This window comes from Ensifer sp. MJa1, assembly GCF_037026475.1.
Taxonomy (GTDB): domain Bacteria; phylum Pseudomonadota; class Alphaproteobacteria; order Rhizobiales; family Rhizobiaceae; genus Ensifer.
Genome location: NZ_JAKUMO010000021.1, coordinates 66057 through 90882, shown reverse-complemented (window position 1 = coordinate 90882; position 24826 = coordinate 66057). Strand labels below are relative to the sequence as shown.

General features: G+C 62.9%; 25 protein-coding genes. 13 read left to right on the top strand and 12 right to left on the bottom strand.

The genetic code is table 11. From position 1 onward, the window contains the following. Positions 1-111: 111 nt before the first annotated feature. A complete protein-coding gene (locus tag MKZ91_RS24455; protein WP_336173620.1) occupies positions 112-933 on the bottom strand; it encodes a tetratricopeptide repeat protein in 822 nt (273 codons plus the stop codon). A gap of 131 nt (positions 934-1064) precedes the next feature. On the opposite strand from MKZ91_RS24455, the gene MKZ91_RS24450 reads away from it, so the two are divergent. The 3 genes from MKZ91_RS24450 to MKZ91_RS24440 all read left to right on the top strand — a co-directional run bounded on the left by MKZ91_RS24450 (position 1065) and on the right by MKZ91_RS24440 (position 3755). Next, positions 1065-2456, top strand: coding sequence for a leucyl aminopeptidase family protein (locus MKZ91_RS24450; RefSeq protein WP_336173619.1), 1392 nt, complete (start codon positions 1065-1067; stop codon positions 2454-2456). 87 nt (positions 2457-2543) lie between these two features. Next, the gene (locus tag MKZ91_RS24445; protein ID WP_336173618.1) at positions 2544-2894 is read left to right on the top strand and encodes a MarR family transcriptional regulator; all 351 of its coding nucleotides are present in this window, start codon (positions 2544-2546) and stop codon (positions 2892-2894) included. A 6-nt stretch (positions 2895-2900) separates the two neighbouring features. Beyond that, the gene (locus tag MKZ91_RS24440; protein ID WP_336173617.1) at positions 2901-3755 is read left to right on the top strand and encodes a C40 family peptidase; all 855 of its coding nucleotides are present in this window, start codon (positions 2901-2903) and stop codon (positions 3753-3755) included. Positions 3756-3811: 56 nt separating this feature from the next. On the opposite strand, the gene MKZ91_RS24435 is transcribed toward MKZ91_RS24440, so the two are convergent. The 5 genes from MKZ91_RS24435 to MKZ91_RS24415 form a co-directional block, all read right to left on the bottom strand. Next, the gene (locus MKZ91_RS24435) at positions 3812-4771 is read right to left on the bottom strand and encodes a 2-hydroxyacid dehydrogenase (protein ID WP_336173616.1); all 960 of its coding nucleotides are present in this window, start codon (positions 4769-4771) and stop codon (positions 3812-3814) included. A 9-nt stretch (positions 4772-4780) separates the two neighbouring features. Then, entirely contained in the window at positions 4781-6409 is a 1629-nt protein-coding gene (locus MKZ91_RS24430; RefSeq protein ID WP_336173615.1) for an ABC transporter ATP-binding protein, read from the bottom strand. Between the two features lie 8 nt (positions 6410-6417). Continuing rightward, entirely contained in the window at positions 6418-7563 is a 1146-nt protein-coding gene (locus MKZ91_RS24425) for an ABC transporter permease (RefSeq protein ID WP_336173614.1), read from the bottom strand. After that, positions 7563-8645: a microcin C ABC transporter permease YejB gene (locus tag MKZ91_RS24420; protein ID WP_336173613.1), complete on the bottom strand. Its 1083-nt coding sequence runs from the start codon at positions 8643-8645 to the stop codon at positions 7563-7565. Before MKZ91_RS24420 ends, MKZ91_RS24425 begins: the two co-directional genes overlap by 1 nt. Before the next feature lie 175 nt (positions 8646-8820). Continuing rightward, complete coding sequence (locus MKZ91_RS24415; protein WP_336173612.1) at positions 8821-10677, bottom strand: extracellular solute-binding protein; 1857 nt, start codon at positions 10675-10677, stop codon at positions 8821-8823. A 233-nt stretch (positions 10678-10910) separates the two neighbouring features. Between MKZ91_RS24415 and mepA the strand changes: the two genes are divergently transcribed. The 6 genes from mepA to MKZ91_RS24385 all read left to right on the top strand — a co-directional run bounded on the left by mepA (position 10911) and on the right by MKZ91_RS24385 (position 17036). Beyond that, positions 10911-11966 (top strand): penicillin-insensitive murein endopeptidase, encoded by a 1056-nt coding sequence (gene mepA / locus MKZ91_RS24410; protein ID WP_336173611.1) that lies wholly within the window; start codon positions 10911-10913, stop codon positions 11964-11966. 100 nt (positions 11967-12066) lie between these two features. Next, the gene (locus tag MKZ91_RS24405) at positions 12067-12450 is read left to right on the top strand and encodes a methylglyoxal synthase (RefSeq protein WP_336173610.1); all 384 of its coding nucleotides are present in this window, start codon (positions 12067-12069) and stop codon (positions 12448-12450) included. A 122-nt stretch (positions 12451-12572) separates the two neighbouring features. Further along, positions 12573-13592, top strand: a complete 1020-nt coding sequence (locus MKZ91_RS24400; protein ID WP_336173609.1) for a glucokinase — start codon at positions 12573-12575, stop codon at positions 13590-13592. Between the two features lie 111 nt (positions 13593-13703). Then, a complete protein-coding gene (locus MKZ91_RS24395; protein ID WP_336173608.1) occupies positions 13704-15521 on the top strand; it encodes an ABC transporter ATP-binding protein in 1818 nt (605 codons plus the stop codon). A 24-nt stretch (positions 15522-15545) separates the two neighbouring features. Further along, positions 15546-16364: a 4-hydroxy-tetrahydrodipicolinate reductase gene (dapB, locus tag MKZ91_RS24390; protein ID WP_336173607.1), complete on the top strand. Its 819-nt coding sequence runs from the start codon at positions 15546-15548 to the stop codon at positions 16362-16364. A gap of 36 nt (positions 16365-16400) precedes the next feature. Continuing rightward, on the top strand, positions 16401-17036 hold the full coding sequence (locus MKZ91_RS24385; protein ID WP_336173606.1) for a 2,3-bisphosphoglycerate-dependent phosphoglycerate mutase: 636 nt from the start codon (positions 16401-16403) through the stop codon (positions 17034-17036). A gap of 101 nt (positions 17037-17137) precedes the next feature. On the opposite strand, the gene MKZ91_RS24380 is transcribed toward MKZ91_RS24385, so the two are convergent. Both MKZ91_RS24380 and MKZ91_RS24375 read right to left on the bottom strand, forming a co-directional pair. After that, positions 17138-18025 carry a bifunctional helix-turn-helix domain-containing protein/methylated-DNA--[protein]-cysteine S-methyltransferase gene (locus tag MKZ91_RS24380; RefSeq protein WP_336173605.1) on the bottom strand — a complete coding sequence of 296 codons (888 nt, stop codon included), beginning with the start codon at positions 18023-18025 and terminating at the stop codon, positions 17138-17140. A 120-nt stretch (positions 18026-18145) separates the two neighbouring features. Then, entirely contained in the window at positions 18146-18643 is a 498-nt protein-coding gene (locus tag MKZ91_RS24375) for a DUF2244 domain-containing protein (protein WP_336173650.1), read from the bottom strand. 22 nt (positions 18644-18665) lie between these two features. Between MKZ91_RS24375 and nth the strand changes: the two genes are divergently transcribed. Continuing rightward, positions 18666-19436, top strand: coding sequence for an endonuclease III (nth, locus tag MKZ91_RS24370; RefSeq protein WP_336173604.1), 771 nt, complete (start codon positions 18666-18668; stop codon positions 19434-19436). A 36-nt stretch (positions 19437-19472) separates the two neighbouring features. Here the strand turns inward: nth and MKZ91_RS24365 are convergent, their stop codons facing one another. After that, a complete protein-coding gene (locus MKZ91_RS24365) occupies positions 19473-20066 on the bottom strand; it encodes a TetR/AcrR family transcriptional regulator (RefSeq protein ID WP_336173603.1) in 594 nt (197 codons plus the stop codon). A 68-nt stretch (positions 20067-20134) separates the two neighbouring features. Here MKZ91_RS24365 and MKZ91_RS24360 point away from each other — a divergent pair, with 68 nt between their 5' ends. Continuing rightward, positions 20135-20563: a VOC family protein gene (locus MKZ91_RS24360; protein ID WP_336173602.1), complete on the top strand. Its 429-nt coding sequence runs from the start codon at positions 20135-20137 to the stop codon at positions 20561-20563. An 87-nt stretch (positions 20564-20650) separates the two neighbouring features. After that, complete coding sequence (locus tag MKZ91_RS24355; protein ID WP_336173601.1) at positions 20651-21643, top strand: adenosine kinase; 993 nt, start codon at positions 20651-20653, stop codon at positions 21641-21643. Positions 21644-21682: 39 nt separating this feature from the next. On the opposite strand, the gene MKZ91_RS24350 is transcribed toward MKZ91_RS24355, so the two are convergent. After that, the gene (locus MKZ91_RS24350) at positions 21683-22234 is read right to left on the bottom strand and encodes an SH3 domain-containing protein (protein ID WP_336173649.1); all 552 of its coding nucleotides are present in this window, start codon (positions 22232-22234) and stop codon (positions 21683-21685) included. Between the two features lie 181 nt (positions 22235-22415). On the opposite strand from MKZ91_RS24350, the gene MKZ91_RS24345 reads away from it, so the two are divergent. Beyond that, positions 22416-23420, top strand: a complete 1005-nt coding sequence (locus MKZ91_RS24345; protein WP_336173600.1) for a 2-hydroxyacid dehydrogenase — start codon at positions 22416-22418, stop codon at positions 23418-23420. Between the two features lie 72 nt (positions 23421-23492). Here MKZ91_RS24345 and MKZ91_RS24340 read toward each other — a convergent pair whose 3' ends face one another. Then, complete coding sequence (locus MKZ91_RS24340) at positions 23493-23960, bottom strand: GNAT family N-acetyltransferase (RefSeq protein WP_336173599.1); 468 nt, start codon at positions 23958-23960, stop codon at positions 23493-23495. Positions 23961-24026: 66 nt separating this feature from the next. After that, a complete protein-coding gene (locus MKZ91_RS24335) occupies positions 24027-24788 on the bottom strand; it encodes a molybdopterin-synthase adenylyltransferase MoeB (RefSeq protein ID WP_336173598.1) in 762 nt (253 codons plus the stop codon). Positions 24789-24826: the final 38 nt, after the last annotated feature.

Here is a 24826-nt window from a genome sequence, read left to right as displayed (position 1 = left end):
GTCTGACGAAGAGATAGGTTGGGGAACGCTACTTGCCGATGTGCCCTGCTGCGGCGTGCGTTCACTTGGACGCGCGGAAGATACGCTGGTGCTTTGATTCCGGCAGGGGCTCTAATTCGTCTTGGCTTCGTCGGCCTTGGCCAGCTGTTTCCACGCTCCCTGTTGCGACAGCATGGAACGCAGATAGGCGACGTTCGCTTCGGCTTGTTCGCTGGAGAGCTCCTGGCGAGCGATGGTCTCGGCCTCCTGGAAACGTCCCTGCAGCCCGACGGCGAGTGCAAGGTTCTGGCGCACGCTGCTGTCGGCACCAGGCTGCCCGGCTGCCGATTTCAGATAGGTCTCGGCGGTGCGAAGATCCTTGGTCAAGAGATAGGACATGCCGAGATTGGAAAGCACCGACGGTTCGTTCGGCTTGAGGTCGAGCGCTTCGCGGTAGCGCGTGCGCGCTTCCTGGGGCCGCCCAAGCTGGTCGAGGATGGCGCCCTCGGCCGACTTCAGTTTCCAGTCGGGACGATCGGGTGTCTGGGCGCGGCCAATGGTTGCCAATGCCTGATCGAGCTGGCCGGCTGCGGCCTGCGCCTTGCCGTAAGCACCGAGCACTTCACGGTCCGCCGGGTGGTTGATCGCAACCTGCTGCATGACCGCAAGCGCCTGTTCGTTGCGGCCGGTCATGCGCAGCAGATTGGCGTAGTTGAGACCCGCGTCGCGATCTCTAGGGTTCTTCTCGTAGGCCTGGCCGATGCTTTCGGCGGCTTGCGAAAGCTCTGTCGCCGTCATCGACTGCACCGCCTTCGACGTACTTGGAATAGAGCCGGTGGTCAGTTCCTTCTTCGGCTGGTTGGCGCAGCCGGTCAGCGAAAGCGCCAACAGCGCTATCGCCGCGCCCTGGAGGAGATAAGCGGCTTTCGAGGATGAGGTCGTGCGTATGGCCATGAGTGTCCCCAGCATGCATTCGCGCACCTGAACTTCAGACAACACCGGCGCAACTTTCACTCCAGCAATAATCTGTTAACCCTAACAGAGCGTTAATGGCGCGATTCCATCTCTGTAAGCCGAGGACTTTCATGGCTCCCTATCAGTTCATCGAGCGGCCGTCGCCGTTCAACACCAGCGCCGGCAAGACCCTGCCGATCTTCGCGGTCACGCCGGCGCATATCGAGACGGGGACGATCGACCCGATCGCTTTGGACTGGGCGCGCAAGGCTGGCTTCACCGCCGATGCGGGGGCGGTGCTGTTGATCCCGTCCGAGGACGGTCATCTCGGCGGCGCGCTCTTCGGCCTCGGCAACAATCCCTCGGAAGCGCCGTTCCTGACCGGCAAGCTTGCGCGGGCGCTGCCAGCAGGTAAGTGGCACATCGAAACGGCGCCGCTCACCGCCAACCGGCTGGCGCTCGGCTACGGCCTCGGCTCCTATCGCTTCGAACGCTACAAATCCGCCAAGGGTGAGCCGCCGACCCTTCTGATCCCTGTTGACGCCGATGCGACGGACATCAAACGGCAACTCGCCGGCGTCTTCCTGGCGCGCGACCTCATCAACACGCCGACCAACGACATGGGGCCGGAGGCGCTCGAGGCTGCCTTCCGTGCGCTTGCCACCCACTACAAGGCTGACGTCTCTGTCATCACGGGCGAGGCGCTTTTGACGCAGAACTTCCCGCTGGTCCACACCGTCGGCCGCGCCAGCGCCGAGGCGCCGCGCCTTCTCGAACTGCGCTGGGGCAAGAAGGGGCACAAGAAGGTAACGCTCGTCGGCAAGGGCGTCTGCTTCGATACCGGCGGCCTCGACATCAAGCCGGCTTCCTCCATGCTCCTGATGAAGAAGGACATGGGCGGTGCCGCCAACGTGCTCGGTCTGGCGCTGATGATCATGGACGCCAAGCTCAAGGTCGATCTGCGCGTCATCGTCCCGGTGGTCGAAAATTCGATTTCCGCCAATGCCTTCCGCCCCGGCGACATTTACCGCAGCCGCAAGGGCCTGACGGTGCAGATCGACAACACCGACGCCGAGGGACGCTTGATCCTTGCCGACGCGCTCGCCTATGCCGACGAGGAAAAGACCGACCTGCTGGTCGACATGGCAACGCTGACAGGCGCCGCCCGCGTGGCGCTGGGCCCTGACCTGCCGCCATACTTCACCGACGATGCCGAGCTCGCCCACGATCTTTTCGAAGCGAGTCTTGAGGTCGACGATCCGATGTGGCGCATGCCGCTCTATTCCGGTTACGACAAGGACGTCTCGGCCCGCATCGCCGATCTCACCAACGCGCCCTCTGGCGGCATGGCCGGATCGATCACCGCGGCGCTCTTCCTCCGGCGCTTCGTCACCAATGCCAAGAGCTGGGTGCATTTCGACATCTTCGGCTGGGCGCAGTCGGAACGGCCGCATTCGCCGGTCGGCGGCGAGGCCCAGGCGATCCGGGCGCTCTACCACCACGTCCAGAAGATGGCGAAATAGCCGCGTCGAAACGGCCGGCAAAAAGAAACGCTTGCGTAATGATCCGCCGCTATCGTGGCGGATCAGTTTCACACGCAGGAGCCGCCATTGCCGATCGAGCTTACACCCTCCCAGGCCCTTGGGCTTTGGCACTCGGTGTCGCTCGCCCAGGTTCGCGTCGACAGCCGCGATCTGACCTTGCGCCAGCTGGCGATCCTCCTGCATATCTACCTCGTGCCGCCACCGCACACCGTCCGCGGCCTGGCTGCAACGCTCGGCGTCACCAAGCCGGTCATTACCCGCGCACTGGACACGATGGGCGCCCTTGGTCTCGTCGACCGTGTCCGCGATGAACGCGACCGCCGCAATGTCGTCATCAAAAGGACAGTTGACGGTGCTCTTTATCTTGAGAAATTCGGCGACCTGATCATTGATCAGGGTCGCAAACAGCCTAAGTGAGTAGCCATGTCGACACTTCCCGATCGCCGCCTGAATGCCTATCGAGCCGACCTCGCAGAGAGCCGCCTTCGCGGTGTCGTGGAGGCTGAGCGCTATGTCGAGGGCAGTGTCGCCCGGGTCTCGGTGCCGGTGGCGCCGCTGCGCGCCAGGCCCGATCTTGCCTGCGGCACGGACACCGAGCTCCTGCTCGGCGAAACGGTCCGGGTTCTCGACACGAAGGAGAGTTGGTGCTGGGTGAAGGCCGATCTCGACGGCTATGTCGGCTATCTGCCGGAGTATTGCCTCGCGCCGGTCATCAAAAGCCCGACACACATCGTTTCCGCTCCGCGCACCTTCGTCTATAGCGGCCACGATCTGCGCTTTCCGACCGTCTATCCGCTGTCCATGGGCAGCCGGCTGACGGTTGTCGATGAGCGCGAGACCCGGGGCACGCGCTATTTTCTGCTCGATGGCGGCCAGGCGGTCATCGCCAATCACGTGATCGAGATCGGCAGCGTCGTGCCGGGAGACTATGTTTCTGTCGCGGCCCGCTTCGTCGAGACGCCCTATCTCTGGGGTGGGCGCTCCGGCTTCGGCATCGATTGCTCCGGCCTTGTGCAGCTGTCGATGATGATGGTCGGCAGACAAGCGCCGCGCGATTCCGATATGCAGGCCGCGGGTCTCGGGACGCCGATCGCCCGCGAGGAGCTCAAGCGCGGCGATCTGGTCTTCTGGAAGGGCCATGTGGCACTGATGGAAGACGACGAAACCCTGATCCATGCCAACGGCCACACGATGACCGTTGCGCGCGAGGGGCTTGAGGCCTCGATCAAGCGCATTGGCTGGCTCTACGAGCAGCCTACGGGCCATCGCCGTCCCTGATTGCCGTCAACCGGCGGGCTAGGGAAGCCTGTGCTTGGCGCCGCCGACGCCGTTGATCAATAGCCGGCTACCTTGTCGACCACGTGTTCCAGCGGCTGCCCGCTCTCGAGTCGTGCGATCTGGTGCTCGACATGGCGGAACAGCGCCTTGACGTCGGACGATGCCGCCACATGCGGCGTCACATAGACATTCGGCAAGCTCCAGAAGCGGCTGTCGCGGGAAAGCGGTTCCGTCTCGAAGACGTCGAGCGACGCGCTGCCGAGCACGCCCTTGTCGAGGGCGTCGAGGATATCGGCCTCGACCTGGCTGCCACCACGGCCCGCATTGATGAAAACGGGCGCACCGAAGGGGCCGTTGCGGCTGAGCTTGGCAAACAGGCGCAGATTGAAGATGCCGCGGGTATCCGGCGTCAGCGGCAAGAGGCCGACGAGGAAATCGGTGCGCGCCAGGAAGGCGTCGAGTTCGCCGCCGCCGAAGGTCTCGATACCGGCGACATCCCGCTTGCTGCGCGACCAGCCCACCACCTTGAAGCCCATCATGGAGAGTTTGCGGGCAGCGTCCTGGCCAAGCACGCCCATGCCCATGATGCCGACGGTGATGTCGACCGCCTCCGGCTGGGTCAGGTCCTGCCACTCGCGCTTGGCCGCCAAGGCCTCGTAGGCACGGTGCTGGCGCAGGTGCATCAGGCACTGCATGACGACCCATTCGCTCATGCGCGTCGTCAACGTCTGGTCGACGAAGCGCACCAGCGGCACTTCGGGAAGGCCGGGCAGCGTCAGCACGTGGTCGACGCCGGCGCCACCGGAGAAAACCACCTTGAGATCCGGCGCCCGCTCGAACAGATCCGGTGCCGATTTCCACACCACCGCATAGTCGATCCCGGAGAGATCGCGATTGTGGTGCACCGCATCGGCGCGGTTGATCACCTCGCGATCGGGGAAGGCACCACGAAGTGCCGCCTCCACTTCTTCCGGAATGAACTTCAGGTCGACGATGACGGGGCTTTTTGCGGGCATGACAGGCACCTACTGGCGGATCGCGGTGAGATTGACGGCTTCAAGGTTGAAGGCGGCCGCCATCAGCGCCTTGGTGTAGTCCTGGCTCGGCGCATTGAAGATGCGCTCGGCCGGCCCCTGTTCCACCACCTTGCCCATGCGCATGACGATCATCTCGTTGGCGAGCGCCCGCACGACCTTGAGGTCGTGGCTGATGAACAGATAGGCGAGGTCGTGCTTGCTCTGCAGGTCGCGCAGGAGATCGACCACCTGGGCCTGTACGCTCATGTCGAGCGCCGAGGTCGGTTCGTCGAGCATGACGAATTGCGGCTTCAGCACCATGGCACGGGCAATGGCGATGCGCTGGCGCTGGCCGCCGGAGAACTCGTGCGGATACCGCCATCGGGTCGAAGGATCGAGGCCAACTTCCTCGAGTGCGGCGGCAACGCGCCCGTCGCGCTCGTTTTCCGAAAGCGACTGCTCGTGGATCTTCAGGCCTTCGGCGATGATGTCGGCAACCGACATGCGCGGGCTGAGCGAGCCGTAGGGATCCTGGAAGACGATCTGCATGCGGTTGCGCAGCGGTCGCATCTCGTTGAAGCTGTAGCGGTCGATGTCCTTGCCGACAAAGGCGATGCGGCCTTTCGACGAGATCAGCCGTGTCAGCGCCAGACCCAGCGTCGTCTTTCCTGAACCGGATTCGCCGACGACGCCGAGCGTCTGGCCGGCGCGCAGCTTCAGGTCGATGCCGTCGACCGCCTTCACGTGGTCGACCACCTTGCGCAGGAAGCCGGCCTTGATCGGGAACCAGACCTTCATGTCCGAGGCCTCCATCACGATCGGCTTCGTTGCGTCCGATGGTGGCGGATTGCCCTTGGGTTCCGAGGCGAGCAGATGGCGCGTATAGGCATGCTGCGGATTGGCGAAGATCTCCGCGGTCGGACCGGTCTCGACGATCTTGCCCTTGGTCATCACGCAGACCCGGTCGGCGATCTTGCGCACGATGCCAAGGTCATGGGTGATAAACAGCATCGACATGCCGTGTTCGTCCTTGAGCTTCTTCAAAAGCTCGAGGATCTGCGCCTGCACGGTCACGTCGAGTGCGGTCGTCGGCTCGTCGGCAATCAGAAGCTCGGGCCGGTTGGCGAGCGCCATGGCGATCATCACGCGCTGGCGCTGGCCGCCGGAAAGCTCGTGCGGGTAGGCGCTCAGGCGCTTCTCCGGCTCGCGGATGCCGACCTGGTTCAAGAGTTCGAGGATACGCGTGCGCCTGGCTGCGCCCTCCAGCCCCTGGTGTAGTTCGAGTATCTCGCCGATCTGCCGCTCGATCGAGTGCAGCGGATTGAGCGACGTCATCGGCTCCTGGAAGATCATGGTGATGTCGTTGCCACGCGCATGGCGCAGCTCGGCATCGCTGGCCTTCAGCAGGTCCTTGCCGTTGAAGACGATCTCGCCGCTCGGATGACTGGCCGAAGGATAGGGCAGAAGCTTGAGGATCGAATTGGCCGAGACCGACTTGCCGGAGCCGGATTCGCCGACGAGCGCAACCGTCTCCCCGCGCTTGATCTCAAACGAGATATGGTCGACGGCAACAGAGGTGTTGCCGCCCTGGTGAAAGGCAACCGAGAGGTCGCGGACGGAGAGGAGGGGTTCTGTCATTGTCGCGCTCACCGGAACGTCTTTCTCGGGTCGAAGGCGTCGCGCGTCGCTTCGCCGACGAAGATCAGCAACGACAGCATCAGCGACATCACGCAAAAGGCCGTCAGCCCCAGCCACGGCGCCTGCAGGTTGGACTTGCCCTGGGCGATCATCTCGCCCAGCGAGGGCGAGCCCGGCGGCATGCCGAAACCGAGGAAGTCGAGCGAGGTCAGCGTCGTGATCGAGCCGGAGAGAATGAAGGGCAGGAAGGTCAGCGTCGCCACCATCGCGTTCGGCAGAAGGTGCCGGTACATGATCGTGCCGTTGCCGACGCCGAGCGCGCGCGCCGCGTTCACATATTCGAAATTGCGCGCCCGCAGGAACTCGGCGCGCACCACGCCGACAAAGCCGACCCAGGAAAACAGGAGCATGATGCCGAGCAGGATGAAGAAGCCCGGCGGCAGGATCGCGGCGATGATGAGCAGGATGTAGAGCACCGGCATCGACGACCAGATCTCGATGAAGCGCTGCATCAGGAGATCGGTCCAGCCGCCGAAGTAACCCTGTACGGCACCCGCCGAAACGCCAATCACCGCCGAGGCAATGGTGAGCGTCAGGCCGAACAGCACCGAGATACGGAAACCATAGATCATGCGTGCAAACACATCGCGCGCCTGGTCATCGGTTCCGAGCCAGTTAAGGTTGCCGACGATGCAGTTTCGGTCGTTGAGCTTTTCCGGATAGGCCGAGCAACGCTCCTCCTTGTCCATCAGCCAGAAGGGCTTGGTCGGCGCCGAGTGCGGGATGTTGGAGTTGACCGTCTGGTAGGAATAGCGCACCGGCGGCCAGATCATCCAGCCATTGGCCTCGATCTCGTCGCGTATGTAGTCGGAGCGATAATCCGTCTCGGCAAGGAAGCCGCCGAACTTTTCCTCCGGGTAGTCGATGACAACAGGGAACAGAAGTTCGCCCTTGTAGGAGGCGACGATCGGCCTGTCATTGGCGATCAGTTCGCCAACGAGGCTGAGACCGAAGAGCGCAAGGAAAATCCACAGCGACCAGTAGCCGCGTCGGTTCGCCCTAAAATTCTGCCAGCGCCGCTGGTTGACCGGTGAAAGCCAGCCGCGCGGTCGCGCTGCCGCGGGGCTTGCCTGAGAGGTCGTTGCGTTTGCCATCAGACGTCCCTCCGCTCGAAATCGATGCGCGGATCGACCCAGGTGTAGATGAGGTCTGACAACAGGCTGACGAGCAGGCCCATCAGCGAGAAGATGAAGAGCGTCGCAAAGACGATCGGGTAGTCGCGCTTGACGACCGAATCATAGCCGAGGCGGCCGAGACCATCGAGCGAGAAGATGTATTCGATCAAGAGCGAGCCGGTAAAGAAGGCCGAGATGAAGGCGCCCGGGAAGCCGGCGATGATGATCAGCATGGCGTTGCGGAACACATGGCCATAGAGCACCTGCCGATCGGTGAGGCCCTTCGCTCGCGCCGTCGTGACATACTGCTTCTTGATCTCGTCGATGAAGGAATTCTTGGTGAGCAGCGTCGTCGTCGCAAAGGCTGACAACAGCAGCGTCACCAGCGGCAGCGTCATGTGCCAGATGTAGTCGAGGATCTTCTGCCACCAGGGCAATTGCCAGAAGTTGTCGGAGACGATGCCGCGCAGCGGGAACCAGTCGAAGAACGAGCCGCCGGCAAAGACGACGATCAGCAGGATGCCGAACAGGAAGCTCGGCACGGCATAGCCAACGACGATGATGCCGGAGGTCCAGACGTCGAAGGCCGAGCCATCGGATACCGCCTTCTTGATCCCGAGCGGGATCGAGATCGCGTAGGAGAACAGGAGAATCCAGAGGCCGAGCGAGATCGAGACCGGCATCTTCTCCTTGATGAGATCGATCACCGAGGTGTTGCGGAAGAAGCTCTCGCCGAAATCGAAGCGGAGATAGTTCCACATCATCGTCGCGAAACGCTCGAGCGGTGGCTTGTCGAAGCCGAACTGCTTTTCAAGCTTGGCGATGAATTCCGGGTCGAGCCCCTGCGCGCCGCGATAGCGGCCGCCTTCGTCGCCGCCGGCCTGCATCAGGTCGCCACTGCTGCCCGACAGGCGGTCGGAGCCGCCGGCATTGGTGAGATCGGAGATGACCTGTTCGACGGGGCCGCCGGGCGCAAACTGCACGACGATGAAGGAGATCGCCATGATGCCGAAGATCGTCGGGATCATCAAAAGCAGGCGGCGCAGGATATAGGCACCCATCAGACGCGCCTCTCGATCGACGTGTGGGCGGTGGCCCTTACCCGCGAAGCGTTGGCATGCCGTCTATGGTGTCTCAATCCCAGTGTCTCCTGTGGCTGTCAGCCCCGGATCGGGACTTGATTCAGTGATTCGTTTTTCGCATTTGGAATCGAGACGCCATCGGAGTGCAAGACCTTCATTTGGCAGTGGCATTTTTCGACCACCATGCATCCGGGAAGCCGGTCCCGTAATAGGGAAGCTCCTGGGTGTGGGCGAGGTGGTTCCAATAGGCGACACGCACGGACCGCGAATAAAACAGCGGCACCACATAGTGATGGGCGAGAAGAACGCGATCGAGCGCGCGCGTCGTTGCCACCAGTTCTTCGCGGTTCGGTGCAAAGATGATCCTGCGGATCAGTTCATCGATGGCCGGATCGGCGATACCGGCATAGTTTCTCGATCCCTGTTGGTTGACCGAGGATGAGCCCCAGTAATCGATCTGTTCGTTACCGGGCACCAGTGTCTGCGCCCAGATGCCATAGATCATGTCGTAGTCGAAGCTTCTGACGCGATTGGTGTATTGCGAATCGTCGACGGTACGGATGCGCGCATCGATGCCGATCTTCTTCACGCTGTTGACGAACGGCGTGACGGTTCGCTCGAAAGACGGGTTCGACAAAAGCAGCTCGAAGCTGAAGGGCTCGCCGGTCTTCGTGTTGATCAGGCGATTGCCCTTGAGCTCGTATCCGGCCTGCTTGAACAGGTCGAGCGCCTTGCGCAGGTTGTCGCGCACCTTCTGCGGTTCGCCGTTGACGGGGTTGGTGTAGGGCGTGGTGAAGACGTCGGCGGGAACCTTGTCCTTCAGTTCCTCGAGGATTGCCTTCTCGCGGCCCTCGGGCAGTGCGGAAGACGCAAGCTCGGTGCCCCAGAAATAGCTGTCGACGCGCTGGAAGGCGTTATAGGCGAGGCTGCGGTTCAGGTCCTCGAAGTCGAAGGCGTAGTTCAAGGCCTCGCGCACGCGCTGATCTTTAAACTTGTCGCGGCGCATGTTCGGCACGAAGGCCTGCATGATGCCGGTTGCGCGCAAGGGGTTCTCGATCTCCTCGCGGATGACGCGGCCGTCCTTCATTGCCGGGAAGTCATAGGCCGTTGCCCAATGGCTGGCGCTGTTGTCCTGGTAGAAATCAACGTTGCCGGCGCGAAAGGCTTCAAACTGCACGTTTCTGTCCGTGAAGAAGGCGTAGCTGATCACCCCGAAATTGTATTGCCCGACATTGACGTTGAGGTTCTTGCCCCAATAGTCGTCCCGGAGTTCGAACCGGATCGAGCCGCCGGCCTGGAACGAAGCTATTCTGTACGGGCCGGAGCCCATGACCGGTTCCAGCGTCGTGCGGCTGATGTCGCGCTTGTTGCCCTTGTCGTCCTGACCTTCCCACCAGTGTTTCGGCACGATCGGGAACTGGCCGAGAATGTTCGGCAGTTCGTGGTTGTTCTTCTCATCGAAGCGGAAGGTAACGTCACGCTCGCCGGTCTTTTCCGCAGCGATCACATGGCGGTAGTAGTTGGACAGGAGTGGGTTGTGCTCCTTCACCATGTTGAGAGAGAAGATGACGTCCTCCGGGGTCACCGGTTTGCCGTCGGCCCACTTGGCTTCAGCGCGTAGGCGAAACGTGGCGGACGAAATATCGTCGGGATAGGAGACGCCCTCGGCCAGGAGACCGTAGGCGGTGGTGATCTCGTCCTCGGCGGATTTCAGCAGCGTGTCGAAGACCAGGGACTGGACGCCGGACGCCGCCTCGCCCTTGGAGAGGATCGGATTGAACGTGTCGAAGGTGCCGTTTTCCGAGAGCTTGAGCTCTCCGCCCTTGGGCGCATCGGGATTGACGTAGTCGAAACGGGAAAAGCCCTGCTTGTATTTCAGCTCGCCGATTGATGACGTGCCATGGCGCCAGACGGGCTGTTCTTGGGCATGGGCTGCAGGAGGAGCAAGAAGGATGGCCGAAAGAAGCGTGGCGGCAAGGCCGGGTTTCATGGTCCTGCAGAAATATGGCATCCAGCCCGTACCCCTTTATATTACGATCTTCTTTTCGAGAGCATAGGCGAAATCGGGGCAATTGACAGGCGCCGCCGCAAATCAGGCAAAATTTTTGCGTCACATCCCGGTGATTCACGTGGGCGTGAACCGCAAGGCTGAGGCAATGGCGGGACCTTAGGATAGGGGTTCGTTGAACAGGGCGCGCCGCGCGCCGGCACGATGTTCGCGAGACATGAACGGGACGAAATGACATGGTTGCTCCACTTCGACGTTGCGGCTCAGCGCTTCTGGCGCTGATGCTTGGAACAAGCCTTCTGATTGCCGACAACGCGGCTGCGGACGAGACACCGGCCAAGGCGCTGTTCGGTGCCAAATCGCTGCCAGCCGAGATGGCGCCGAACTCCTATGGTTTCTACGCCAAGGGTTGCCTTGCCGGCGGTGTTGCCATCCCGACGGACGGGCCGACCTGGCAGGCGATGCGGCTGTCGCGCAACCGGCGCTGGGGCCACCCGCAGATGATTTCGCTGATCGAGAAATTTTCGCACGATGCATCCGAGAAGGTCGGCTGGCCGGGGCTGCTGCTTGGCGACATCTCGCAGCCACGCGGTGGTCCGATGCTCTCGGGCCATGCGTCCCACCAGATCGGCCTCGATGCCGATATCTGGCTGACGCCGATGCCGCAGAAAACGCTCAGCTACCGCGAGCGCGAGGATATCTCCGCGACCTCGATGCTGCAGAAGGACAAGTTCCTGACGATCGACCGCTCGGTCTGGACGCCGAAACACGCGCAGCTGATCATGCTGGCGGCCAGCTACCCGCAGGTGGAACGTGTCTTCGTCAATCCGGCGATCAAGAAGAAGCTCTGCGACACCTGGACCGGCGACCGTTCGGACCTCGGCAAGGTCAGGCCGATCTACGGCCATGACTATCACTTCCACATCCGCATCAAATGCCCTCAGGGCGCGACCACCTGCAAGGACCAGGCGGCGGTGCCTGCGGGCGATGGCTGCGACAAGTCGCTCGCCTGGTGGTTTACGGACGAGCCTTGGGCAAAGCCGAAGAAGAAGCCGGGCGAAAAGCCGGTGAAGCCGCGCCTGACGACGCTTGCCGATCTGCCGAAGGCCTGCGCACTGGTACTGAACGGTCCTGCACCGGCGTCTGAACAGGCCGCAACCTTCGGCACGGCTTATCGGGCCGCCGCACCTGCTCCGGCGGAGCAGGGCATAGAGCAGGTCATCGGCGCCGCCGCCGGCGACGTGCCGCCCGCCGATATTCCCGTGCCGGTGGCGCGCCCGACGCTGCAATAGGTCAGTGGGCGCGATCGGGAGGCGGGCTTCCGCCTTCCCAATTCCGCGGCGCTCATGTATAGGGCATTCAAATCGATTTAAAGATTGATGCGAGGCCCGAATGGCGGATCGGAAATGCGTTGCCCTGATCGCTCATGATCAGAAGAAGGACGATCTTGCGGCCTTTGCCAAGGCGCACGAGGCGGTTCTCGCCGAGTGGCGGATCGTCGCGACCGGCACGACCGGGGGGCGGGTCCTGGAGGTCTGCCCCGGGCTCGACATCACCCGCCTGAAGAGCGGCCCGCTCGGCGGCGACCAGCAGATCGGCGCGATGATCGCGACCGGTGAGGTGCAACTGCTGATCTTCTTCGTCGACCCGCTGACGGCGATGCCGCATGACGTGGACGTCAAGGCGCTGATGCGGCTGGCGATCGTCTACGACATTCCGATGGCGCTGAACCAGGCGACGGCCGAGCAGTTGGTCGACTTCAACTCAAAATCATAAACGAGATCGCGCTTACAAATCAGAAGCGGGATGGGGGTCAGAAAACGCAAACACTTTTCCTCCTCCCGTTCTAGCTGATAGACAACGCTATCCCTGCCACGACGATCAGGATGGATCTTGCAATGCCCGGCACCAGCGACAACAGCTTCCCGTTTCCGATCCTGATCGGCGATATCGGCGGCACCAACGCGCGATTTGCCCTCTTGCTCGACGCCTTTGCCGAGCCGAAGCAACTGCCGCCGGTCAAGACCGGCGATTTCGCGACGATCGAGGAAGCGATGCAAAAGAGCATCCTCGACAAGACGTCGGTTCATCCGCGTTCTGCCATCCTCGCCGTTGCCGGGCCGATCCGGGGCGACGAGATCCCGCTCACCAATGCGGGCTGGGTCATCCGACCGAAGGACATGCTCTCGAGCCTCGGCCTTGAGGACGTGCTGATCATCAACGATTTCGAGGCGCAGGCGCTCGCCGTTGCAGCACCTGCCGACGAGGATCTGGTGCAGATCGGCGGCGGCAGCGTGCGTCCGCTGACCTCGCGCGTCGTGCTTGGCCCGGGAACGGGTCTGGGCGTCGGCGGGCTGGTCTTTGCCCAGCACACCTGGTTCCCCGTGCCGGGCGAAGGCGGCCATGTCGACATCGGCCCGCGCACCGAACGCGATTTCCAGATCTGGCCCTTCCTCGAGCCGATCGAGGGCCGCATGGCCGGCGAACAGATCCTGTGTGGCCGCGGCATCATGAACCTTTATCGCGCCGTCTGTGCCGCTGATGGCGTGGATCCGGTGCTCAACGATCCGGCCGAAGTGACGACCAGCGCGCTTGCTGAAAGCGATCGGGCGGCGATCGAGACGGTATCACTGTTCTGCACCTATCTCGGCCGCGTTGCCGGCGACATGGCGCTCATCTTCATGGCCCGCGGCGGCGTGTTCCTCGCCGGTGGCATTTCGCAGAAGATCCTGCCGGCGCTGTTGAAGTCGCCATTCCGTGCGGCTTTCGAAGACAAGGCGCCGCACACGGCCCTGATGAAGACGATCCCGACTTTTGCCGTCATTCATCCGATGGCGGCACTGTCGGGCCTTGCCGCCTTTGCCCGCACGCCGCGGGATTTCGGTGTTGCAACGGAGGGACGCCGCTGGAGAAGCTGAGAGCCCAGCGCGCGCAAAGACTCGCCAAAGCGACAACAAAGCACTATAGAGCCCCGGAAAGGTCGGGCCGGGCAACGGCTCTTCAGATTGGGTCCAGGGAAGACGGGCTTTTTGAGCGCCAGCAATAGAAAACAGCACGCGGTTGACTCCGAAACGATCAGCGGGGTCCTGAAGCGGGTCATTGCAGAAAACGGTCGCGACCACATTCGCGGTTACGCTTTTGCCATCGCCTGCCTGGCTGTCGTCGCTGTGACGACAGGCTTTACCGCTTCGATCATGGAAACGGTGATCAACGAGGCCTTTGCCAACAAGCGGGCGGATATCGTTGTTCTCGTCTGCGTTGCAATCCTCGGTGCCTTCGTCTTGCGCGGTTTCGCCACCTACGGGCAGGCTGTGGCGCTGTCGAAGATCGGCAACAACATCGTCGCGCGCTACCAGCGCCGGCTCTATGCCCATCTGATGGCGCTCAGCGTCGGCTATTTCAACGAGACACGGTCGGCGCAACTGGCGGCGCAGGTCAGCCAGAACGTCAGCGGCATTCGCGACGTTCTCAACCTGACCGTCACCTCGATTGCCCGCGATCTTCTCACCCTCATCGGTCTCATCGGCGTGATGTTCGCCAAGGACTGGCTGCTGTCGATCATCGTCTTTGTCGCGGCGCCACCGCTGCTTTTGGGCCTGCGCTACATCTCAAGGCGCTTGCGCTCGGCAACGCGCGAGGCGATCGAGGTCAACAGCCGGGTTCTCGGCGCGATGCAGGAGACGATCCAGGGCATTACGATCGTGAAGGCCTTCACCATGGAGAGCGAGCTGCGTGGCAAGGTCGAGGCGATCATCGACCGCGCCGAAAATCGCGCAAACCGCATCGCCCGGCTCAGCGAGCGCACAGCGCCGATGACCGAAACCTTCGCCGGTCTCGCGATTTCCGCGGTGCTTGCCTATTCCGCCTTCCGTGCGATCTATGCCGACGTGCCGCCTGGTGCCTTCTTCGCATTCGTGGTCGCGCTGTTGATGGCCTATGATCCGGCGCGCCGCCTGGCACGCCTGCAGGTCTCGCTCGAGCGCGCCGTTGTCAACGCCCGCATGGTCTACGAGATTCTCGATACCGTGCCGCACCAGCGCGACAAGCCGGATGCCAAGGAACTGGCTTTCACCGATGCGGCGGTCGAGCTGCGTGATGTCCGCTTCCAGTACGCCAATGGCGACGAGGTCCTGAAGGGGGTCAGCTTCATTGCCGAAGGCGGCAAGACGACGGCGCTGGTCGGCCCGTCGGGGGCCGGCAAGTCGACGGTCATCAGCCTCATTCCACGATTCTATGATCCGCTCTCCGGCCAGATCCTGATCGATGGCCAGGATATCGCCGACGTCACCAAGCAGTCGCTGCGCAAGGGCATCGCCTATGTTTCGCAGCAGCCCTATCTCTTCGAAGGGTCGATCCGCGACAATATCCGCTACGGCCGGATCGATGCGACCGATGCGGAGATCGAGGAAGCCGCAAGGCTTGCCTATGCCCATGACTTCATTCTGGCGCAGCCACAGGGCTACGACACGCCGGTCGGCGAGAACGGCATGACGCTCTCCGGCGGCCAGCGCCAGCGCCTGTCGATCGCCCGCGCGCTCGTGCGCAACGCGCCCATTCTGCTGCTCGACGAGGCCACTTCGGCGCTCGACACGGAATCGGAAGCCGCCGTACAGAAGGCGCTGGACCACGCCATGAGCGGTCGCACGGTGATCGTCATCGCCCATAGGCTGTCGACCGTCGTCAATGCCGACAAGATCATCGTGATGAAGGATGGGTCGGTCGTCGAGGAGGGCACGCACGCCGATCTTGCACGACGCCCGGACGGTCTTTACGCTCGCCTCCACAACCTCCAGGGCCAGTCTCCCGAGGGCGAATCCCCCGAAACGCCGGCCGGCGTCGAAATCTAGAAGCGGACGAGAAGGAAGTCACCGATGGGCGCAAACGATATGAAGCTCGTGGTGGTGGGCGCGGCAGGCCGCATGGGGCAGACGCTGATCCGGACCGTGCACGCGATGGAGGGCGTTCGTCTGCATGCGGCGGTCGAGCGGCCGGGCTCTCCTTTCATCGGCCGCGACGCTGGTGAACTCGCCGGTCTCGGCCCGATCGGCGTTCCGGTCACTGAACAGCCGCTTGAAGCTTTCGTCGAGGCCGAAGGCGTGCTCGACTTCACGGCGCCGGCCGGCACGGTCGAGTTTGCCGGGCTTGCCGCCCAGGCCCGCATCGTACACGTCATCGGCACCACAGGCTGCTCGGCCGACGATGACGCAAAGATCCGCGCCGCCGCACGCCACGCCCGCGTCGTCAAGTCTGGCAATATGAGCCTCGGCGTGAACCTGCTCGGCGTTCTCACGGAAAAGGCCGCGCGTGCGCTGAGTCCCGCTGCCTGGGACATCGAAATCCTCGAAATGCACCACAAGCACAAGGTGGACGCGCCGTCGGGAACGGCGTTGCTTCTCGGCGAAGCTGCGGCAAAGGGGCGCGATATCGCCCTTGCCGAGCATTCGGTGCGGGTGCGCGACGGCCATACGGGCCCGCGTCCGGTCGGTTCGATCGGCTTTGCCACCCTGCGCGGTGGTTCCGTCATCGGCGAGCATTCCGTCATCCTCGCCGGCGAAGGCGAGCAGGTGACCCTGTCGCACAGCGCAACGGATCGCTCGATCTTCGCGCGCGGCGCTGTTACGGCCGCGCTCTGGGCCCGCAGCCAGAAGCCCGGCTTCTATTCCATGCTCGATGTTCTCGGGCTCAACTGACCTTCTCACTCTCTCAAGTCTCAAGGGGAATTCGATATGAGCGGCACCCTCGTCCTCGTCCGGCACGGCCAGAGCGACTGGAACCTGAAGAACCTGTTTACTGGCTGGCGTGATCCGGACCTGACGGAACTTGGCGTCGCGGAAGCCAAGGCTGGCGGCAAGGCGCTCGCCGATTACGGCATCAAGTTCGACATTGCCTTTACCTCGGACCTCATCCGCGCACAGCGCACCTGCCAGTTCGTGCTCGACGCTGTCGGCCAGTCGTCGCTGGAAACGATCCGCGACCAGGCGCTGAACGAACGCGACTATGGCGATCTCTCGGGCCTCAACAAGGATGATGCCCGCGAGAAGTGGGGCGAAGAGCAGGTGCATATCTGGCGCCGCTCCTACGACGTTCCGCCTCCGGGTGGCGAAAGCCTGCGTGACACCGGCGCCCGCGTCTGGCCATACTACCTCACCGAAATCCTGCCGCGTGTGCTCTCGGGCCAGAAGGTGCTCGTCGCCGCCCATGGCAACTCGCTGCGCTCGCTGGTCATGGTGCTCGACCGTCTGACCAAGGAACAGATCCTGAGGCTCAATCTCGCGACCGGCGTGCCGATGGTCTACAAGCTCAACGCCGACTCGACGGTCGCTTCCAAGGAAGTGCTGGGCGACATGTCTGGCGCCCATTGAGCCCAACGAATGCAGAACTTAAAAGGGGCGCTCGGCGCCCCTTTTTGTTTCTGGACTTTAGCCGAAGCGGCTTTCATCCCGGTCTTGTACAGCTTCCAAACTCAGCCTGGGCCGCCTTCCGTCTTGCCGGCCTCCCAGCCGAGAATGGCGCGCTTGCGCGTCAGTCCCCAGTGATAGCCGGTGAGGTCGCCGCTCTTGCCAAGCGCCCTGTGGCAGGGGACGACGAAGGAGATCGGGTTGCGCCCGACGGCGGCACCCACCGCGCGTGAGGCCGTCGGCTGGCCGATCTGCCCGGCAATGTTCGAATAGGTCGTGGCGCAGCCGAGCGGGATCTTCAACAGCGCCTGCCAGACCCTGATCTGGAAATCGGAGCCGATCAGGAAGATGCGAAGCGGTTCGTTCGCGCGCCAGCGCGAGGGGTCGAAAATACGCGCGGCATATTGCGCGGTTGCGGCGCTGTCCTCGATGTAGCTGGCGTTCGGCCAACGATGCGCCATGTCCTCGAAACTCGCCTGCTCGCCGCCGGCATCATTGAAGGCAAGGCCCGCCAGTCCCCGGTCGGTGATCATGACCAGCGCCGTGCCGAAGGGCGAGGGGTGATAGCCGTAACGGATGACGAGACCCGCGCCGCGTGCCTTCCATTCCCCCGGCGACATCGCCTCGTGGGTGACGAAAAGGTCATGCAGCCGGCTTGGTCCCGACAGCCCGACCTCGATGCTCGTCTCCAGCAGCGGCATGTCCTCCTGGCGCAGCAGCCGCTTGGCATGGTCGAGGGTCACCGCCTGCAGGAAAGCCTTCGGCGACAGCCCGGCCCAACGGGTGAAGACCTTCTGGAGTTGCGTCGGCGACTGCTTCAGCCGCCGCGCCACCGTTTCGAGCGACGGCTGGTCGCGATAGTCCTCGGTGAGCATTTCGATCACGCGGCTGACCGTATCGTAGTCGGTGCCTTTCGGCGTGATGTCGGTGGGTACGGATGTCGCAATGTTCATGGCTGTTCTCCTGTCATGCACAGGTAAGCATTTGCCGGTCACTGCAGCCACCCGAAACTTGAAAGAACGCGACGTTCCGGCGCGCGTGGCCAATGGCCGATCGATCCCAAAGGTGGGGCGTCAGCGGCGGCGAACGGTGGCAAGCGCGCCGGAAAGGGCAAGCGCGAAGGTCTCACGGTCGTCGCGATTGAGAAACGAGCCGATATCGGTCCGTCTGCCGCCACCGCTGATCGTCATTGAGACAATGCCGATCTCCTGATGCCGGGCGACGTTGAGGCGCGCCCAGAACGGATTGAAGCGATGTTCGGTCATCCGCCCTGATGGCGTGTACTTACGCACGGCAACGCCGGTCCTCGAGACGCTGACTTCTTCGCGGCTGAGTGCCGAGTGGTTGTTCAGCCAGAAGGCGCCAAACAGCAGCAGGTAGTCGAGGCCGAAGAAGAACACGATCGGCCAGGCGCCGATGACCAGAAAGACGAAGGCGTGCACCAGGCTGAGCAGCCCGGCAATCAGGAAGAGGACCTTGACGCCGCGCCGTCCGAGGGAACGGTGGGGCGTGAGCTCGGCTGAAAAGACCGGCGTGTCCTCAGAAGGGGCGGTGGCGTTGCCATTGTTCATGACCATTGACTATAGATGCATCATGAAAAACGTGAAGCCGAAACTGCCTGTCAGCGCCGCAAAACCCAAGACGAGCCGCCGCGCCACGCCGCGGGTCAAGAGCCTCTACAGCCAGGACGAGCTGAAGGAGATCTTTCGCCGCTTCTCGATCCAGCGCCCCGAACCGAAGGGCGAACTGGAGCACGTCAATCCATTCACGCTTGTCGTTGCCGTCGCCCTCTCGGCCCAGGCGACCGATGCCGGCGTCAACAAGGCGACGCGGGCGCTTTTCGCCATCGCCGACACGCCGGAGAAGATGCTGGCGCTCGGCGAGGAGAAGGTCAGGGATTACATCAAGACCATCGGTCTATTCCGCAACAAGGCAAAGAATGTCATCGCGCTCAGCGAAAAGCTGATCCGGGATTTTGGCGGCGAGGTGCCGTGCACGCGCGAAGAGTTGGTGACGCTGCCGGGTGTCGGGCGCAAGACCGCCAACGTCGTGCTCTCCATGGCTTTCGGCCAGTCGACGATCGCCGTCGATACGCACATCCTGCGCATCGCCAATCGCCTCTGTTTGGCGCCGGGCAAGACCCCGGACGAGGTGGAGGACAAGCTGATCAAGATCATCCCCGATGAGTATCTCTACCATGCCCATCACTGGCTGATCCTGCACGGGCGCTACTGCTGCAAGGCGCGCAAGCCCGAATGTGAGCGCTGCGTCATCGCCGACATCTGCAAGTCGCCGGAAAAGACCTGCGACATCCCGGCGCCGCTGGTCGAACTCCCGCCCCAGGCAATCGCTGCAGTGAGCTGAGAAGGCGCGTCGGGTGTCGCCTCATCACTGGCGGCATCAGGTTGAGACCATTCGGTCGATCAGCGTTCCGATCGTTTCCGCATAGAGTTCTGTCGAGGCGCCGTCGGCAATGTCGAGTGCCGCACGATCGAAGGCGGCCGAGAGCAACGAGGCCAGGGCCGCGAGCTTTTCGGGTGCAACGGCGGCTGGCGCCATCGCTTCAGCGATACCCTCTTCGAGCGTCCTTTGCGCATTGGCTGCGTCGATGGCCATCATCTCGTGTTTGCCAAGAACGGCGGGACCATCGAGCAGGAGCAGGCGAATCCGCCCCGGGTGGTTCATTGCGTCGAAGTAGGCGCGGGCACCGACCTTCAGTGCCTCGCGTGCCGTGAGACCCTTGGCCGTTGCCTGCTCGATCGCGGCCGCCACGGCTGTCGCCTCCCGTTCCGCCACTGCCCGGAACAAAGCCTTCTTGTCCTCGAAGTGGTGATAGAGCGCGCCACGGGTCAATCCGGCGGCCGAGACGATGTCGGGCGTCGAGGTATCCGCGTAGCCGCGGCTGACGAACAGACCGCGGGCGGCATCAAGGATCGCAGCGCGCGTCGTATCGGATCGCTCGCGGTTGGTGCGGCGGGAGGTTTTCTGTTGCATACATGCAGCCTGTATGTTAATTAAGGATACATACAGATTGTATGATAATGCCAGAGCGAGGAAAAGCCATGAAATCGACGAGCTACTATCCGGTGATCATGACGTCAGACGTCGCCGCCACCGCTTCGTTCTACATCCAGCATTTCCGCTTTGAGGCGCTCTTCACCAGCGATTGGTATGTGCATCTGCAGTCGGCCGAAGATGAGCATGTGACTTTGGCCGTGCTCGACTATCGCCATGAGACCATTCCCGAGGAAGCGCGCGCGCCGACCCGGGGGCTGCTCTTGAACTTCGAGGTCGAGGATCCCGATCGCATCTACGCTGAGGCGATTGCCGCCGGCCTGCCGATCCTGAAGACGCTGCGCGACGAGGATTTCGGCCAGCGCCACTTCATCACCGCCGACCCGAACGGCGTGCTGATCGATATCATCAAGCCGATTCCGCCGACCGCCGAATTTGCCGCGGCCTATGACGAAAGCGTGCTTCCAACGGAATGATGGCGTTCAGGCGCGTGTTTTGTCTTCCAAATGGCCGGAAAACCGGTATTAACGAACACCGGCCATCACGGAGACCGGACGAGGTTCATGACAAAATACGACGTGCTGACGATCGGCAACGCCATCGTTGATATCATCGCGCGCTGCGACGACGCTTTTCTCAATGAAAACGGCATCATAAAGGGCGCGATGAACCTGATCGATGCCGAGCGGGCGGAGTTGCTGTATTCGCGCATGGGCCCGGCGGTCGAAGCGTCCGGCGGCAGTGCCGGCAATACGGCGGCTGGCGTTGCCAGCCTCGGCGGCCGTGCCGCCTATTTCGGCAAGATCGCGAGCGATCAGCTCGGCGAGATTTTCGCCCACGATATCCGTGCCCAGGGTGTCTATTTCGAGACCAAGCCGCTCGAAAATACGCCGCCGACCGCGCGCTCGATGATCTTCGTTACCGAGGACGGCGAGCGTTCGATGAACACCTATCTCGGCGCCTGCGTCGAGCTTGGCCCTGAGGACGTCGAAGCCGACGTCGTCGCCCAGTCCAAGGTCACCTATTTCGAAGGTTATCTCTGGGATCCGCCGCGTGCCAAGGATGCGATCCGCGAGACCGCCCGGATCGCCCACGAAAACGGCCGCGAGACCGCTATCACCCTCTCGGACAGTTTCTGCGTTCACCGTTATCGCGACGAGTTCCTCGAGCTCATGCGCTCCGGCACGGTCGACATCGTCTTTGCCAACAAGCAGGAAGCGCTGGCGCTCTACGAGACCGAGGACTTCGACCTGGCGCTCGAAAAGCTGTCGAAGGATTGCAAGCTCGCTGCCGTGACGCTGAGCGAAGAGGGCTCGGTTGTCGTGCGCGGTGAAGAGCGGGTCCGTGTCGGCGCGACGCCGATCGCACAGGTGGTCGACACGACCGGTGCCGGCGATCTCTACGCCGCCGGCTTCCTGCACGGCTACACCACTGGGCGGTCGCTCGAAGACTGCAGCAGGCTCGGCAATCTCGCAGCCGGTATCGTCATCGGCCAGATCGGACCGCGCCCGATGGTGTCGCTGTCAGCGGCCGCCAAGCAGGCCGACCTCGCCTGATCGTTCCGTCCGGAAAAACTTACGAAAAGCGGCGCGGCCTTACTTGAAGGCCTCGCCCGGATAGGCGCCCCAGATCTCGCTCTGGGCGATCCAGCCTTCGACGCCCTGCGTCTCGACATGGCACCAGTCGCCATTGCATTCGCCGACATGCACGATGACACCCGGCTCCATGCGAGCAACGATCGCCGCCGTGCTCTGCGGGTCACGGCGCAGATTGACGAAGACGCCTTCGCTCTTGCCGCGCATCCACGGGGCGGCAACCGCAGTGCGGTCACCGGAGAGCAGCGCCTGGTTGACCCAGCCTTCCGTGCCGTCGGCATCACGGATGCGGCGCCAGTTGTCGTATTCCTGAATGATCTCCACCGGCACGCCGGGCTTCATGTAGCGAAAGGCGACCGCATAGTCGACGCTCGGGCCAATCCTGAGGTTGACGCTCTTGGACTTCAGGCTCACGAAGCGCGGCAAAGGCAGTCCGCTGGCGCCCTTGGCGGCTTGAGCGTAAGCCGCAGATGTCATGATCCCGGCACCAAGGCAGGCGGCGATCAACGAGAGCGAGAATCTGGAAATGACGTGACGCATGACGAAGCCCATTTTCCGTGGCACTAGCTTTTGCAGGCGCAGTTCACTTGAGGCCCATGGGACGGGCTGAAATCGCGGGGATGACGGCGCGAGTTTTGTTTGTCTTCCCGGTCGGGTCTGGTAGAAATTGCGGCTACAGGGAAAAGTATCACCCAACTTGGTTAAAGACCCGTCAACAAGGCCCATCGCAGCAATGACAAGCAAGAAGAAGCCCACGGTCTACATCACCCGCAAACTGCCGGACATCGTCGAAACGCGCATGCGCGAGCTGTTCGATGCGGAGCTGAACATCGACGATACGCCGCGCAGCCAGCCGGAACTCGTCGCGGCGGTGAAGCGCGCCGACGTGCTCGTGCCGACGGTCACCGACCGCATCGACGCGGCCCTGATCGAACAGGCCGGCCCGCAATTGAAGCTGATCGCGAGCTTCTCCAACGGCGTCGACAACATCGATGTCGATGCGGCCGCGCGTAAAGGCATCACCGTTACCAACACGCCGAACGTGCTGACGGAAGACACCGCCGACATGGCGATGGCGCTCATCCTCGCCGTGCCGCGCAGGCTCGCCGAAGGTGCGCAGATCCTGACGGATCGCAAGGGCGAGTGGGCCGGCTGGTCGCCGACCTGGATGCTCGGCCGCCGCATTGCCGGAAAGCGCATCGGCATTGTCGGCATGGGCCGCATCGGCACCGCGGTCGCCCGCCGCGCCAAGGCCTTTGGTCTTTCGATCCACTATCACAATCGCCACCGCGTGAAGGCGGAAACCGAAGAGATGCTCGAGGCGACCTATTGGGACAGCCTCGACCAGATGCTCGCCCGCGTCGATATCGTTTCGGTCAATTGCCCGTCGACGCCTGCGACCTACCACCTGCTTTCGGCCCGCCGGCTCGCGCTGATGCGGCCGGACAGCTACATCGTCAACACCGCTCGCGGTGGCATCATCGACGAGACGGCGCTGATCAAGTCGCTGCGCGAGGGCAAGATCGCTGGCGCCGGTCTCGACGTCTTCGAGAACGAGCCGGCCGTCAACCCGAAGCTGATCAAGCTTGCCGGCGAAGGCAAGGTCGTGCTTCTGCCGCATATGAGCTCGGCGACGCTCGAAGGGCGCATCGACATGGGCGACAAGGTGGTGATCAACATCCGCACCTTCTTCGACGGTCACCGTCCGCCGGACCGCGTGCTCCCCGGTCGCGACTGATCGCGCCTTGCGGCGGAACGCATTCGTCATGCGGCTTCCCTGACGCCGATCAAGAACAGGTCGAAAGTCAAGTCAGAGCGTCTTGCGCATCTCGATTGCCGTTGGCCGGGTGAAGCCCGGATGGCACTTCGTGCCAGTTTCGGTAAAACCCCAGGCAGCAAAGGTGCGGTGATTGTCGACGAGTTCGACGCGGGTCAAAAGCCGGAGTGCAGGAAGCTTGAGCTCTCGTGCGGTCGCTTCCGCTTCTGCCAGGAGCTGTCGGCCGATTCCCTTACCCTGCGCCTCCGGTGAAACGGCGAGCTTGCCGATATAGAGACAATCGATCTCCGGCTTGCAGAAGATGCAGCCGACAAGACGTCCTCCGTCGCTGACCGCGAAGGCGATCTCGTCAGCGATCTTCTGCCGCAGCGATTCGACGCTCAGCGCATGAGCCGACGACGGTGGAGCAATCCGACCGTCCATATAGGCGAAGGCGTGAAGGATCAGCGCCAGCAACTCGTCATGCCGGTTGAAAGCTTCATCGATGCGAAGGATCTGCATTGCCGAGCCCCCCAAGCGATTCCAGGAAAACTGCGAAGCGATTTTCCGCCCGGAAAGGGGTTATGTCTATGACCGCCGACGGTAGCGGATGGTGTTGAATTGCGCCGAGAGCGCATCATACATCAAGAGGCGTCCGACCAGCGGCTCGCCGAAACCGGCGATCACCTTGATCGCCTCCATCGCCTGCAATGTGCCGATGACGCCGGTGAGCGCGCCGACGATGCCGGCCTCGGCGCAGGAGGGCACGACACCCGCCGGCGGCGGCTCGGGAAAGAGATCGCGATAGGACGGATTGGGCCGCCCATCAGCGCTGGCGAGGTAGGGCATCAGCACCGTCAGCGAACCATCGAAGCGGCCGACCGCGCCGGTTACCAGCGGAATGCCGATAGCTGCGGCCGTATCGGCTGCGAGATAACGCGTGTCGAAATTGTCCGAGCCGTCGATCACCAGGTCGTATTGCCGGAACAGCGCCTCGGCATTGTCAGGGTTCAGCCGCAGCCTGTGTTCGTCGACACTGACATGCGGGTTGAGCGAGGCGATGGCTTCGGCCGCCCGCTCGACCTTGGGTCGATCGATGTCCTCGGTACGGTGAATGATCTGGCGCTGCAGGTTGGAAAGCGCGACCGTGTCGTCATCGACGATGCCGATCCGGCCGATGCCAGCGGCAGCGAGATAGACGAGCACCGGTGCACCGAGACCGCCGGCGCCGATCACCAGCACGCGCGCGGCCTTCAGCCTCTGCTGGCCCGCACCGCCGATTTCCGGCAGTACGATATGGCGGGCGTAGCGGGCGATCTCCGATCGATCGAGCTTGTTCTCACCGCTCATGGCAACATCCTCCTCATCCCGCTCGGCCGGGCGGCCGA

Bases quoted from the DNA above. Each gene is read 5' to 3' on its own strand.
- MKZ91_RS24455 (WP_336173620.1), bottom strand. From the start codon at position 933: ATGGCCATACGCACGACCTCATCCTCGAAAGCCGCTTATCTCCTCCAG.
- MKZ91_RS24450 (WP_336173619.1), top strand. From the start codon at position 1,065: ATGGCTCCCTATCAGTTCATCGAGCGGCCGTCGCCGTTCAACACCAGC.
- MKZ91_RS24440 (WP_336173617.1), top strand. From the start codon at position 2,901: ATGTCGACACTTCCCGATCGCCGCCTGAATGCCTATCGAGCCGACCTC.
- MKZ91_RS24435 (WP_336173616.1), bottom strand. From the start codon at position 4,771: ATGCCCGCAAAAAGCCCCGTCATCGTCGACCTGAAGTTCATTCCGGAA.
- MKZ91_RS24430 (WP_336173615.1), bottom strand. From the start codon at position 6,409: ATGACAGAACCCCTCCTCTCCGTCCGCGACCTCTCGGTTGCCTTTCAC.
- MKZ91_RS24425 (WP_336173614.1), bottom strand. From the start codon at position 7,563: ATGGCAAACGCAACGACCTCTCAGGCAAGCCCCGCGGCAGCGCGACCG.
- MKZ91_RS24420 (WP_336173613.1), bottom strand. From the start codon at position 8,645: ATGGGTGCCTATATCCTGCGCCGCCTGCTTTTGATGATCCCGACGATC.
- MKZ91_RS24415 (WP_336173612.1), bottom strand. From the start codon at position 10,677: ATGCCATATTTCTGCAGGACCATGAAACCCGGCCTTGCCGCCACGCTT.
- mepA (WP_336173611.1), top strand. From the start codon at position 10,911: ATGGTTGCTCCACTTCGACGTTGCGGCTCAGCGCTTCTGGCGCTGATG.
- MKZ91_RS24405 (WP_336173610.1), top strand. From the start codon at position 12,067: ATGGCGGATCGGAAATGCGTTGCCCTGATCGCTCATGATCAGAAGAAG.
- MKZ91_RS24400 (WP_336173609.1), top strand. From the start codon at position 12,573: ATGCCCGGCACCAGCGACAACAGCTTCCCGTTTCCGATCCTGATCGGC.
- dapB (WP_336173607.1), top strand. From the start codon at position 15,546: ATGGGCGCAAACGATATGAAGCTCGTGGTGGTGGGCGCGGCAGGCCGC.
- MKZ91_RS24385 (WP_336173606.1), top strand. From the start codon at position 16,401: ATGAGCGGCACCCTCGTCCTCGTCCGGCACGGCCAGAGCGACTGGAAC.
- MKZ91_RS24380 (WP_336173605.1), bottom strand. From the start codon at position 18,025: ATGAACATTGCGACATCCGTACCCACCGACATCACGCCGAAAGGCACC.
- MKZ91_RS24375 (WP_336173650.1), bottom strand. From the start codon at position 18,643: ATGAACAATGGCAACGCCACCGCCCCTTCTGAGGACACGCCGGTCTTT.
- nth (WP_336173604.1), top strand. From the start codon at position 18,666: ATGAAAAACGTGAAGCCGAAACTGCCTGTCAGCGCCGCAAAACCCAAG.
- MKZ91_RS24365 (WP_336173603.1), bottom strand. From the start codon at position 20,066: ATGCAACAGAAAACCTCCCGCCGCACCAACCGCGAGCGATCCGATACG.
- MKZ91_RS24360 (WP_336173602.1), top strand. From the start codon at position 20,135: ATGAAATCGACGAGCTACTATCCGGTGATCATGACGTCAGACGTCGCC.
- MKZ91_RS24355 (WP_336173601.1), top strand. From the start codon at position 20,651: ATGACAAAATACGACGTGCTGACGATCGGCAACGCCATCGTTGATATC.
- MKZ91_RS24350 (WP_336173649.1), bottom strand. From the start codon at position 22,234: ATGGGCTTCGTCATGCGTCACGTCATTTCCAGATTCTCGCTCTCGTTG.
- MKZ91_RS24345 (WP_336173600.1), top strand. From the start codon at position 22,416: ATGACAAGCAAGAAGAAGCCCACGGTCTACATCACCCGCAAACTGCCG.
- MKZ91_RS24340 (WP_336173599.1), bottom strand. From the start codon at position 23,960: ATGCAGATCCTTCGCATCGATGAAGCTTTCAACCGGCATGACGAGTTG.
- MKZ91_RS24335 (WP_336173598.1), bottom strand. From the start codon at position 24,788: ATGAGCGGTGAGAACAAGCTCGATCGATCGGAGATCGCCCGCTACGCC.